Raw genomic sequence first — 12,039 nt, forward strand, 5'->3', positions numbered from 1 at the left:
TCAATCCCATAACAGAATTTGCAGGTTCGGCTTGACCGCAACGGTCAAGCCGTTGGTGCCGCTCACTGGGGTTTGCGTGCCGCGCAGCGGGTCATACAGGGTGGCGTTGGCGAGGTCCGGCAGGTGCGCATTACCGCCTTTTGCCGACCAGAAGAACCACAGCTTGCGACCATCGGCGCGGGTCCATCCGATGCTGAACAGGCCCTCGGGCAATTGATCGGCGGCGGGTGGGTCGCCAGGCGTCAATTGCGGTCCGCTGACGTCGAGAAAATGCTTCAGTGCGGTATAGACCGGTTTTGGCTTGGCATCGAGGTCGAGCAAGCCGTAGGCACGGTCGCGCACGCTGGCGCGCTGGTCGAGGTCGCTCAAGGTGAACAGGAAGATCTTGTCGAAATCCATCGCGCTCATCAGGGCCAGGCGGCGGAGCACATAGTCGGCCTGGCCTTGCAGGGTAATGATGTCCTGGACTTCCTTGGGCCCCGTGTACGCTGACCAACCCCATTCGGTGCTCCACAGCGTCTTGACGCCATTGCTGCGCAGTTTCTGGTTGAGCGCAGTTGTCTTGGCGACGAAGTCCAGGTTGGCGGGGTCGTTTCCTTCGGGCAACTGGGTGTAAGGGTGATAGGACATCACGGTGTTCAGGCTGGGCACGCCGAGGGCATCGAAGGCGTCGAGCATGGTCTGGCCGTTGGGCATCTCGCTGAAAAACGCCAGGCCAGCCGCCACCACTGGTTTATTCGGGTTGACCGCACGCAGGGCCGCTGCGCTGCTTTTCAGCAGGGCGGCGTAGCCGGCCGGGTCGGCCACGGGGCGCCAGAAGCCGAGCAGATTCGGTTCATTCCAAACCTGCCAGGCATCAACGCTGGGATAACGTTGGGCCAACAGCGCCATGCGGATCGCGAACACATTCGGGTCCTTGGGCGGGTACTGGTCCTGATACGGCGCACCCACGGGCGCTGTGGTGATGAAGGGCGCCGAACCCACCAGGTAGAAGACCGACTTGAGCTGGTTGTCCTGCAACTTGGCCACCAGTTCGTCCAGCGTGGCCACCTGGTACTGATCAGCCACCGGCTCCAACCGATCCCAATGCAGGTCCAGGCGTACCCACTGCAAGCCCAGGTCCTTGAGACGGTCGATCTGCATCTGGTAACGCTGGGGGCTGAACCACAGGAACTGCGCGTTCACTCCCAGGAAATCCTTCCACACCAGCACCTTGTTGCCCTTGAGCACATGGCTCTCGGCATCGGCCGGGCGCCCCCAGATAAAGACGGTAACGCCCATGACCGCCACCAGTGCAAGCGTGGCCAAGTACGTACGTTTACGCACCATAAGGGGCCCCCGCAATCGCTTGCTCAAAAAGCTGCTTGAACTGCCGTGCGGTCAGCGGCCACAGGCGTTGGCCGCCAATGTGCGCGGCGCGTTCGGCCCATTCCCTGGCCAGCGTCGGGGTCTGCGCCAGGCGCAGTAGTTGCGCGCTCAACGCGGCGACGTCGCCTTGGGGATAGATTGCGCCGTTCCCGCTGGCAACCTCTTCGGCAAATGCCCGTGCATCCGAAGTAATCGCCCCGCGCCCGCACGCGGCGGCCCAGGACAACGCGCCGCTGGTGCCGCGCTGGCGACCCAGCAGGCCGAGTTTTTTCGATTCGCGATACGGCAGCACCATCACGTGGTGCGCCTGTATCGTCTGCGCAATCTCGCTGGCCGGCAGGTTCAGCCGCCAGTCGATGGAGCCAGACAGGCCAAGGTCGGCTATCTGGCGGTTCAATTGTTCAAGGTAATTGCCGCCCGCCCCAAACGCCATTTCGGCGGCAGTGCCACCGGCCAGGGTCAGGCGCACACGGTCACGCAATTGGGGGGCTTGCTGGAAGACTGCGGCCAGGGCCTGTAACAGGTCTTCAATGCCTTTGCCCCGGTAGATAAAGCCGAAATAAAGCAGGTGCAGCGTATCCAGGGGCGGCAGCGCCACCGCCGCAATCGCCAGGTTGGCATGGTTGATCACCGCCACTTTGCCCGCAGGCAATTGCATGCGTTGGCTGAGGCAATCGGCGCCCAGGCGGGTGAGGGTGATCAGTCTTGTGAGGCCGCGGGCCACCTGCCGCTCTTCACGCAGGGTCAGCGGGTCTGCCAGCACCACCGCCGCTTGCGGCAACGGGCTGGGCAAGCGCTCCAGCAGGTTGAGCGGGAAGGGCAGTTGCTCGCGCCGCCATACCATGCGCTCGGGGTCATGCACGGTGGCCGTCAGCGGCAGGTTGGGATAGGCCTTGCGCAACTCGCGCAACGCCAGGAACTCCCCCAGCCGGCCGCCGCCCAGCTCGGCGTGGACCAGGTCCACGCTCTGCCAGTCGAATGCACCGATGGCCTGCTTGATCGCGATGCTGGTGCCCTCGACGCCGCTCAACGGTGTCGCCACCGTCACGCCCAGCTGCTCCAGTGCCGTCTTGAAATGGTTCGCGTAGTCGGCGATCCCATTTTTTTCCGGCGGCAAAGGCGCGAGCAGGGCGATGCGCATCAGAACGCCCCCCGATATTTGGCGATGGTCTGCAGCACCTTGGCCGGCACTTCGAATTTACGCCGGTTGATGATGATGCCGTCCACTTTGCCGAATGCGGTATTGAGGATCGACAGCGCATGCTCCACCACCGGGACCGTGCTTTTCTGCGCCTCCACCACCAGGGCGATCAGGTCGGCGCGACGCAGATTGACGAAGGCATCGCGGTTGTCCAGCAGCGCCGAGGCATCCAGCAGTACCACTTCGCCCGGCGCCGCCGGGGCCGCACCGCCGACACGCACAGTAATGCCGTTTTCCTGAAGCAACTGGCGCAACTGTTCCACTACGAACGTCACCCCTTCACCATGGCGCGCGGAGGTCAACCCGAGTGTCAGGCCGCGTTCAGTGATACGGTCCAACTGCAGCAGACCGTAGAGCCGGTAGATGCTCGCGTTGAATGCGTTGGTGCCTTGTGCGGTACTGGTATCCAGTTCTGGCAGGGTGGTCCACAGCGGCAGGCCGAACTTGCGTTCCACCAAGCCACCGTCATGGATGCGCTGGTCGAGCAGGTAGCACAGGTAGATCACCAGCAAGCCGACCACGATGGAAAACGGGATCGCCAACAACAGCATCAACAGGGTTTTAGGGAAGATTCGGCCAGGGTTCAGGGTGGCCTCCTCGATCACCGCGATGTTGCTGATCTGGCTGTTATCCAGCTCACGGTCGATGCGCGATTTTTCCAGGTTATCGACATACAGCGCGTAATTACGCTCGGTGGCACTCAGTTCACGGGACAGGCGCGCCAGCTCCGGTTCAATCTCCAGGGCTTCCTTGCGTTGCGCCTCGAGGTTCACCAGTTGTTTCTGCTGTTGCACCAGTTGTGTACGCAGCGCCGAGTTGTTGCTGGACTCATCGAGCAGCACCCGCTGCAAGTGGATCTCCAGGGTGTTCGGCGCACGGTTTTCCGAGCTTTGCACGGTGTTGCTTTCATTCGCGACCTGGGCCTGCATGGCGCGGATCGACGCATCCAGGGCTTTGACCGGCGGCGCATTGTCGGTGTAGGTGCGCATCATGTCGGCCTTTTCCAGCAACTTCTGGTTGAGCAGGCGACGCAAGTCCTGCTGCTGCGGGTTCAGCGCAATCTGGCGTACCGTGGTCACTTCCTTGGGTTGGGTCTTGAGCTGAGTGCGGGTGCTCTCCAGGGCGCTGTCGGACGAGGCAATCAAGCGCGTGGTATTGAAGGTTTCGCCACGCAGCACGTTGATGCGCTCGGACAAATCCTCCAGGCGATCGGTGATGCTTGCCGCGCCGATCTGGTTCAAGTGGGCAAGAATCTGCTCCTTGTAGCTCTTGATTTCGGTAGCGCTGTTGGCTACCTGGCCTTCATAGAAGGCATACAGGCTCTTGCGTCCCAGGGCCTGGGTGCGTTCGTTGATGTAGGTCTCGACCCAGCTTTTGACCACCGCCTGGGCGATTTCCGGGTCGCTCCACTTGAAGCTGATGTCCATGACGGTGGAACCGGCCGCGTGGCTGACGTCGAAGTTTTTCTCCAGGCTGGCGGCTAGGCGCTCCACGGGTGTGGTCTGTTCAATGATGCCCACGGTTTCCAGCACCACGCGCACACCGTCGAACACTGCGCCGATACCACTTTTGACGTAGTACTTGGTGCGCTTCCAGAGGCCTTCCGGTGGCGGCATTTTGTCGATGACTTCCAGGTAATGCTCGGCCACCGCCCGCACGATAGGGCGACCGGTCAGCAGGCGTTCCTCATCGACAATCGGGTCGCGTTGAGTGCTCGGCATGACCAGCGCCTGGCGGTTGCTGATCTCAATGGGCAGCGTCGAATCGCGCCCCGGCTTGACCAGCAAGCGTGCGGTGGATTCGTATTTGGCTGGTAGTAAAAAGGCCCCAAGCAGAATGATCACCAGCGCCGCGATGGCCGCCAGCTTGAACTCGTGCCGGAAGATGAAGAACAGGCGCAGAAGATCGCGAAAAGAACGGATCTCGATCATGGGATGTCGCTCCTTTAATTACTGCCGCCGCTGGTTCGGGTGTAGTTGTAGCCAACCCCGATCGACTTGGTGAATGGGATCAACTGGTTCAAGTAGGTATCTACGCCCTGGATGCGCTCGCCCACGTTGGATTTGGGCACGAACACCACATCTCCCCGCTGCAGCGGCACTTGTTTACGCCCGTTGGGGCCGGTCTTGAGGTATTGGCTGAAGTCTAGGAAGTAAGCGCGGTAGGTGCCTTGGGTGTCTTCGCGCAACAGTGCGACCATGCTGGCGTTGCCCGCCGGGTTCACCCCGCCGGCGCCGACGATGGCTTGTTCCAGGGTGTTGGCCGAGGCGATCGGCACCGTGGTCGGGTTGTTTACCGCACCGCCGACGATGATCGAGTTGCCCGGTGCCTGGTTGATGTTCACCGTCACCCGTGGCTCGCGATACACCGGCGCAAGCTTGTTGCTCAGCTCGTTCGCCACCTCGGCTGGCGTGCGACGGGCTACCTGGATCGGGCCCAGGAACGGGTAGTTGATCTTGCCATCGGTTTGCACGGTGTACAGCGTCAGCTCATAGATGGTGCTGACGTTGAACGCCGACAGCGTTGGCATCTCACCGGCATCGCGCACAATGCGCAACTGATCGCCGATGCGGATACGCTCTACCGCCGGCGGCAGCTGCGCAAGCTGGTCGAGGGCGCGCTTGCCGTCCTCGACCGTCTTGCCGTCGGGGGGGACGATACGTGCAGGGGTATTGCAGGCGGCCAGTGCCATCATGGCCAGGACGAGCATAGTTCTTTTCATCAAGGGGGACTTCCTGTAGGTCATGATGCTCACCTCCAATAACCGGGAAACATGCTGATGCGCCGCTTTAGGGCGAGGGGTAGGCGGCGTTCCAGATGGCCCAGCCGATAGCCGAGCAATTTGAACGCGCTGCGCACCAGTACTTCGGGTACGCGGTGCAATGCACCGGCTGCGCGCAACGCTGCGAGTTCAGCCTGTACATAGCGTTTACCTTCACCGCCGGCATCGCCAAAGGCTTGGCGAATCCACGGTTCGCGACCGTAGAACACGCCAATGTCGAAGTAGCGGTGAAACTCATCCATGAGTCGGTAATCGTGGGAGTGGTACACCCGCGCCGTGGCGGCGTAGCGCACTTTGTAGCCATCAAGCAGCATGCGCGCCGCGACGTAGGCATCCTCACTGCCGATCACATCGGCGGGGAAGCCACCCACGGCCTGCAGGGCGCTGCGCCGGTAGACTGAAAACGAGTCGGAGCTGAAGCAGGTTTTAATCCCCAACTGCGCAGCGTCGGCAAGGCTCTTGGTGCGGCTCTGGGCGGGGTAATTGAAGTGGCGTGACTGGGCTCCCAGCACGCCAGCGCCAGGGTGCGGCAATTGCCGGCCGTAGGCCACGCCGTTGAGTGGGTCTTGTTGCAATTCTTCGAGCAGGTTGGCGAAGGTCTCGGGGTCGGCCGGGATTGCGTCCTGAGTCATCACGATCAGTGCGTCACCGCTCGTGTGTTCACTGGCCCAGCGCCGTGTGCCACCGTGGTTGAAGTCGCGTGCGTCGATAACCTCGACCCGCGCGCCAAATTCGCGAAAGCGCGCCACGGTGTCATCGCTGGACGCGCTGTCGACTACCAGCATCTCGTCCGGTTGCCGGGTCTGCATCTGCAGCGCGGGCAGCAGTCGCGTCAAATGACTGGACGCGTTGCGGGTTGGAATGATCAGCGAGGTGCGCATGTCATTTCTTCTCTGCGGGCGCGCGCCCATAGATGTCATCGAAGCGTACGATGTCGTCCTCGCCCAGGTATTCACCGCTCTGCACTTCGATCATCACCAGGTCGATGATGCCGGGGTTGGTCAAGCGGTGCTTGTGCCCAGCCGGGATGTAGGTCGATTCGTTGGCGTTGATCAAAAATTCGCGCTCGCCATTGGTGATCTGCGCGGCACCGCTGACCACTACCCAGTGTTCGCTGCGGTGGTGATGCATTTGCAGCGACAGCGATGCCTGGGGCTTGACCACGATGCGCTTGATCTTGAACCGGCTGCTTTCCTCCAGCACGGTGTAGGTTCCCCACGGCCGTGTGACGGTGCGGTGCAGGCTGAACGCCGGATGGTTCTGGCGCTTGAGTTCGGCGACGATGTAGCGCACGTCCTGGCTGCGGTTGGCGTCGGCGATCAGCAGGGCATCGGGGGTATCGACGATGATCAGGTCTCGCACGCCGACGGCACCGAGTACGCGTTTGGGCGAGTCGATATAGCAGTTGTGCACGTCATGCAAGATGGCTTCGCCATTGACCTGGTTGCCCTGGGCATCGCTGGGCGTGAGCTGGCGCAGGGCTTCCCAGGAACCGATGTCGCTCCAGCCGATGTCGCACGGCACCACGGCCACTTGCGTGGACTTCTCCATCAACGCCACGTCGATGGAAAGGTCTGGCGCGGTGCCGAAGGCCTCGCTGCCCAGTTCACGCTGGCGCGAGGTGCTGTTTTGCAGGTGCTGGCTCTGCTCGAGGGCTGCACGAGCGGCCCCCAGTACGTCGGGAGCATGGGTCGCGAGCTCGTCCACCAGAGTACCGGCCTTGAAGCAGAACATGCCGGCATTCCACAAGTGCTTGCCGCCGTCGAGGTAGGCTTGGGCCGTGGCCAGGTCGGGTTTTTCGACGAAACGCTTGACCCGGTTACCCAGGCTCAGGGCGTCACCTTTTTCGATATAGCCGAAGCCTGTTTCCGGGTGATCGGGTTGAATCCCGAAGGTCACCAGGTAGCCGGCTTCGGCCAACTCGCGTGCCTGGGTCACGGCGTCGGCGAACGCGGTTTCATTCAGCACCAGATGGTCGGCTGGCATCACCAACAACTGGGCGTCGCCACCGAAATGCTCCTGCACGTGCAGTGCCGCCACCGCAATGGCCGCTGCGGTGTTGCGACCGAACGGCTCCAGCAACAGGTCCAGAGGCAGCCTGGCCTGGTTGACTCCGCGGTAGTCATCCAGGGTGCGAAACAGCAAGTCGCGATTAGTGACGGTCAGCACACTTTCCACGCCGGGCAGGCGCGCGGCACGTTGAAAGGTTTTCTGCAGCAGACTCTGGCCGTCACGCATACGCATGAATGGCTTGGGCATGTTCTGCCGGGACACCGGCCACAGCCGCGTGCCTGACCCACCGGAAATAATGCAGGGGATTAATCCGTTGAGTGTATTCATCAATAGACTTCCTTGGTGGAAAGGACGGCTGGGACCGTCATGAAGACGATGTACAAATCGAACCAGACGGACCATTTGGAGATGTACTCCAGGTCGTATTCGACGCGTTTCTGGATTTTGAACAGGGTGTCGGTTTCACCCCGGTAGCCGTTGATCTGCGCCCAACCGGTGATGCCGGGCTTGACCCGGTGGCGCGAGCTGTATTCGCTCACAGCCACTTCGAACGGAATACCGGCGGCTTTGGTGGCGGTGGCATGAGGGCGCGGGCCGACCATCGACATGTTGCCCTGCAGCACGTTGAACAACTGCGGCAGCTCATCGATGCTGGTCTTGCGGATGATGCGGCCAACCCGGGTAATGCGCGGGTCTTCACGAGTGGTCTGGCGTTCAGCGGTAAAGTCGCTCTGGTCGGTGTACATCGAGCGGAACTTGAACACGCGAATTTCGTTGTCGTTATAGCCGTAGCGGTTCTGGCGAAACAGCACCGGGCCCTTGGAGTCGAGCTTGATGGCAATGGCCGTGACCAGCATCACCGGTGACACCAGCACCAGGGTGATGCTCGCCAGGAGCAGGTCTTCGCAACGCTTGATAAACGGCGACCAACCGCGCAGCGGCAACTGCGAGGTATTGAACATCAGGATGCCGCCCACGTCTGTGATCCGGCTATGGCCGTAGCGCAGGGCAGCCATGTCGGGCACCAGCATCACGTTCACCGACATTTGCCGCAGGCGATTGACCAGCCCGTGAATGCGTTGCTCGGCAGCCCAGGGCAGGCAGATCATCACTTGGTTGACCTGTTCGGCGCGGATCAGTTTTTCCAGGTCGCGGGTATTGCCCAACAGCGGCAGGCTGCTCAGTTCCTTGGGAATACGCTCGGTGCGATCGTCGATAAAGCCGATCAGCCCGGAGCGGATGTCGCCGTTGCGTTGCAAGTGGTCGGCGACATGCACGGCGGTGTCAGTAAAACCCAGGATCACTGTGCGTTGCAGGTATTTGCCCTTGCGCATCAGTTTGCGGTACAGGCGTAGCATCACCAGGCGTTCGGCACAGAACATCGTCAAGCTGGCGATATACCACACCACCAGGTTGCGCGGGTTCAATTGCGGAAATACCTGCAGGATCTGGTACATGAACAACAGGATGCAGAATGCGGAGGACCAGGCCACGATATTGGTGCGCAGGCGCAAGCGATTACTGAACAGTTCCTCGGAATAAATGCCCAGGGCCTGGAACAGAATGATGGTCAATACCGCAAAAAACAGCAGCAAGCCCAGAAAGTGCGAACGCATTTCAGGGTCCATCGGGTCGAGGAAAAGCGCCAGGACCAGCGGTGGGAAAATGGCCGTCAGACCGTGGACCAGCTTGACGAAAACCACAAAAAACTCGACAAACCCTGCTCGGGTCAAAAACAAGCTGACAACTGACGACTTCTCTCGCATACAAACATCCCTCATTGCACACCAGGCGTTCTATTCGGTCGTCTGAACCAGACGGCAGCGGACTACGCTGGGTAAAACGCATCCCTTCCTTCGGATGGATCGCTCCAAATGAAAGAATTTTGCAAGGGCAGTGGCTACTACAGGAGGACTTCCTTTTCTCTTTCAGTCAATAATTTGACCTTGTTTCAGCGATGATATCATAGACACTTTAAATGTTCCTTCTTGTGTCATTTTGTTGACATTCCTTGTGCAAGAGGACCCGGTCTCGGGGTGTGATTTTGAGTGTAGGAACAAAAGTGTGAATTTTCCTGTTTGTCAGGAAACACTTTTTTGACGGGTCCCGGGGAGGCGTGGGAAAAGAGGGCGCAACGCACCAGGCGCGTGCCCTCAAGAGGATTGAGCGGGTTAAAAGGTGCCTTTCAGACTGACCGTGAAATTACGCGGTTCGCCATAAAAATTGCCCCATGAGGCTGTGCCCACGGTTTGGTAATAGTTTTTGTCGAAGAGGTTCTTGGCGTTAAGGGCGACGGTCCAAGTGTCATCTACGCGGTAGGCCAATCGTGCATCCCAAACCGTATAGCCGGCCTGTTCGAGCTTGAGGCCCTGCTGCATGCGATAGTTGCCGCTCTGGGCATTGACCCCCGTACCCACGCTCCATTTGGACAGCGCGCCATCCAGCTGATAATCGCCCCACATGCGCAACATGTGGCGGGGTACATAGGTGTTGGACGCGCCTCCTTCGATAGCGGTATCAATGTTTTTCAGCGATTTGGTCTGAGTGTAGGTGTAGCCCCCCGAGACTTGCAGACGTTCGAGCAACTGGCCGCTGACTTCGGCTTCGACGCCCTGGGCGCGGACCTTGGCAGTGTCGGTATAGCAGTAGCCATCGGACGAAGTTGGGCAGAAACTCAGGAAGTCAGTCTCGGCGCCGTTTTTCTCTGTGGCTCGGAACAACGCTACGGAACTGTTGAGACGCCCGTCGAACCATTCGCCCTTGATACCCAGCTCGTAGTTGTCCCCCATCTTGGGCTTGAGTGCCGCGCCGTCGGCGGTGGCATAAGAGCTCTGCGGCTGGAAGATATCGGCGTAGCTGGCGTACAGGGAAAGGTGTTCGTCGAGGTCGTAGATCAGAGCGGCAAACGGCGTGACTTCACCGGATTCCCTGGTGCGCGCATCTTGCACACTCCACTCGCCCCAACCCAGGGTGTTGGACTGCCGACGGTTTTCGTACCAGCTCACACGGCTACCCACGATGAACATCAAGGGCTCGGCCAGGCGCAGGCGCAAGGTGGCGTAAGTACCATACTGGGTAGCGGTTTCCTTGACCGTGCCACCGCGGTACATGTTTGGCCAGAAGGTGTCATTGGCCGGTTCGGGGAAGTGGTGGTCGGGCTGATAAATGCTCTGGCGCGTGGGCAGGTTCTGGATCGCGAATACGTCATCCTGGGTGCCTCGGCTGCCGTTGGCCCCAAGGATCAGTTCGTGTTCCAGGCCAAAGGCTTGGAACTTGCCATCTACGTAAGCGTCGAGGCCGAAGTCCTTGTGCTCATAGTCCATCAATGCTGCGTAGGAGTTGGCGGTGGGGGTTGGGGCGCCATAGGCGATGGTACCTTCGCTGGCGGCGTACTTGGTGTCTTGCAGGTTGCGGCTGTGCACAGCGGCGACTTTGATTTGCCAGTCGTCATTGAAGTGATGGGTGAGGTCAGCGAAGAACGTCGTGCGTCGGCTTTGCCAGTCGTTCCAGGATTGGCCCAGGCAGGTGGAACGGCTTAACCTGGCGCTCTTGCCATCGCTATAGCGCGGCAAGCCACCCCAACAGGGGCTGGCGTCGACGTCTTCGTAGCTGGCTCCCACGCCCAGGGTTGTGTCGGGGCTCAGGTCGACGTCCAGTGCGGTATAGAAGGCCTGGTCCTGGCGCTTGGAAATGTCCATGTAGGAGCCGCGATCCTGTTGGCTGAACGCCGCGCGGCCGCGCACGGTGCCGCTGTCATTGAGCGGGCCACCGGTATCGACGTCGGCGCGGTAGTTGTCCCAGGTGCCGGCGGACAGCATCAGGCTTGAGGTCGGGTTGGCCTGTGGCCGCTTGCGCACGAAGTTCACCGCACCGCTGGCCGTGCCGGCCCCCTTGAGCATGCCGGCTGCGCCTTTAAGTACTTCCACGCGATCATAGATCGCCATGTTGGCGCTGAAACTGTCTGCCTGCACATAGTCCTTGCCCATGTCCAGCGGTACGCCGTCGTACTGGTATTGGCCGAGCATCTTGAATCCGCGGGAATAGAAATACTTGCCGCCCATGGGCGACTCGTAGGTGGTGATCCCCGGTGTACGTTCCATCACATCGTCAATGGTGGTGACATTCTGATCGTCCATCAATTGGCGGGTCATCACACTCACTGACTGTGGCGTTTCCCGCAGGCTGTGTTGGCCTTTGCCGATGGTGACCGCGCCGGTAGTGTACGAACCGGTGCCTTCGGTCAGGGGCCCCAGGCGTTGGCCGGTCACCGTGGTCGCGCTCAGGTTCAGGGCACCGGTGTCGGCCATTTGTGGCAACAGCAGCCAGATATCCTTGCCTTGGCGCTGGGCTTGCAGGCCCTGGCCGCGCAGTAACTGGCCCAAGGCCTGTTCTCGATCGAAGTTGCCGCTCAGGCCTGTGCTGGTTTTACCGGCAACGCTGGTGGCATCGTAGGACAAGCTGATGCCGGCCTGACGGGCAAATTGATCCAGTGCCGAGGTAAGGGAGCCGGGGGCGATCGCCCATGCGCGAACCTGGGTATCAGCGCTAGCGGAGTCGGCCATCACGGCGAGTGGCAAGACGCCGCCGCCCAGGCAGGCGCCAAGGAGGGCGGCCTGCACCGCGTGTTTGAGAAGAGAACGTTTGGAGGGGAACGCTTGCATGACCGCGGGATGCT

The 12,039-nt window shown here is 60.8% G+C and carries 8 protein-coding genes; all 8 read right to left on the bottom strand.

Annotated elements, in window-relative coordinates; translation table 11 throughout:
- The 8 genes from HU730_RS00775 to HU730_RS00810 all read right to left on the bottom strand — a co-directional run bounded on the left by HU730_RS00775 (position 1) and on the right by HU730_RS00810 (position 12,025).
- Positions 1-1,329, bottom strand: a complete 1,329-nt coding sequence (locus tag HU730_RS00775) for a cellulase family glycosylhydrolase (protein ID WP_034125838.1) — start codon at positions 1,327-1,329, stop codon at positions 1-3.
- Positions 1,319-2,509 carry a glycosyltransferase gene (locus tag HU730_RS00780; protein ID WP_034125837.1) on the bottom strand — a complete coding sequence of 397 codons (1,191 nt, stop codon included), beginning with the start codon at positions 2,507-2,509 and terminating at the stop codon, positions 1,319-1,321. The genes HU730_RS00775 and HU730_RS00780 overlap by 11 nt, the downstream gene beginning before the upstream one ends.
- Positions 2,509-4,500: an exopolysaccharide transport family protein gene (locus tag HU730_RS00785; RefSeq protein ID WP_034125836.1), complete on the bottom strand. Its 1,992-nt coding sequence runs from the start codon at positions 4,498-4,500 to the stop codon at positions 2,509-2,511. Before HU730_RS00785 ends, HU730_RS00780 begins: the two co-directional genes overlap by 1 nt.
- A 14-nt stretch (positions 4,501-4,514) precedes the next feature.
- The gene (locus tag HU730_RS00790) at positions 4,515-5,291 is read right to left on the bottom strand and encodes a polysaccharide biosynthesis/export family protein (RefSeq protein ID WP_034125835.1); all 777 of its coding nucleotides are present in this window, start codon (positions 5,289-5,291) and stop codon (positions 4,515-4,517) included.
- 29 nt (positions 5,292-5,320) lie between these two features.
- Positions 5,321-6,232 carry a glycosyltransferase gene (locus HU730_RS00795; RefSeq protein ID WP_060764306.1) on the bottom strand — a complete coding sequence of 304 codons (912 nt, stop codon included), beginning with the start codon at positions 6,230-6,232 and terminating at the stop codon, positions 5,321-5,323.
- A gap of 1 nt (position 6,233) precedes the next feature.
- Positions 6,234-7,691: a mannose-1-phosphate guanylyltransferase/mannose-6-phosphate isomerase gene (locus HU730_RS00800; protein ID WP_034125833.1), complete on the bottom strand. Its 1,458-nt coding sequence runs from the start codon at positions 7,689-7,691 to the stop codon at positions 6,234-6,236.
- On the bottom strand, positions 7,691-9,130 hold the full coding sequence (locus HU730_RS00805; RefSeq protein WP_034125832.1) for an undecaprenyl-phosphate glucose phosphotransferase: 1,440 nt from the start codon (positions 9,128-9,130) through the stop codon (positions 7,691-7,693). Before HU730_RS00805 ends, HU730_RS00800 begins: the two co-directional genes overlap by 1 nt.
- Before the next feature lie 405 nt (positions 9,131-9,535).
- Positions 9,536-12,025: a TonB-dependent receptor gene (locus tag HU730_RS00810; protein ID WP_186527800.1), complete on the bottom strand. Its 2,490-nt coding sequence runs from the start codon at positions 12,023-12,025 to the stop codon at positions 9,536-9,538.
- Positions 12,026-12,039: the final 14 nt, after the last annotated feature.

The organism is Pseudomonas sp. SWRI22, assembly GCF_014268395.2.
In the GTDB taxonomy this organism is placed as follows: domain Bacteria; phylum Pseudomonadota; class Gammaproteobacteria; order Pseudomonadales; family Pseudomonadaceae; genus Aquipseudomonas; species Aquipseudomonas paracarnis.

Coding starts and splice junctions, on each gene's coding strand:
- HU730_RS00775 (WP_034125838.1), bottom strand. CDS start 1,329: ATGGTGCGTAAACGTACGTACTTGGCCACGCTTGCACTGGTGGCGGTC.
- HU730_RS00780 (WP_034125837.1), bottom strand. CDS start 2,509: ATGCGCATCGCCCTGCTCGCGCCTTTGCCGCCGGAAAAAAATGGGATC.
- HU730_RS00785 (WP_034125836.1), bottom strand. CDS start 4,500: ATGATCGAGATCCGTTCTTTTCGCGATCTTCTGCGCCTGTTCTTCATC.
- HU730_RS00790 (WP_034125835.1), bottom strand. CDS start 5,291: ATGAAAAGAACTATGCTCGTCCTGGCCATGATGGCACTGGCCGCCTGC.
- HU730_RS00795 (WP_060764306.1), bottom strand. CDS start 6,232: ATGCGCACCTCGCTGATCATTCCAACCCGCAACGCGTCCAGTCATTTG.
- HU730_RS00800 (WP_034125833.1), bottom strand. CDS start 7,691: ATGAATACACTCAACGGATTAATCCCCTGCATTATTTCCGGTGGGTCA.
- HU730_RS00805 (WP_034125832.1), bottom strand. CDS start 9,130: ATGCGAGAGAAGTCGTCAGTTGTCAGCTTGTTTTTGACCCGAGCAGGG.
- HU730_RS00810 (WP_186527800.1), bottom strand. CDS start 12,025: ATGCAAGCGTTCCCCTCCAAACGTTCTCTTCTCAAACACGCGGTGCAG.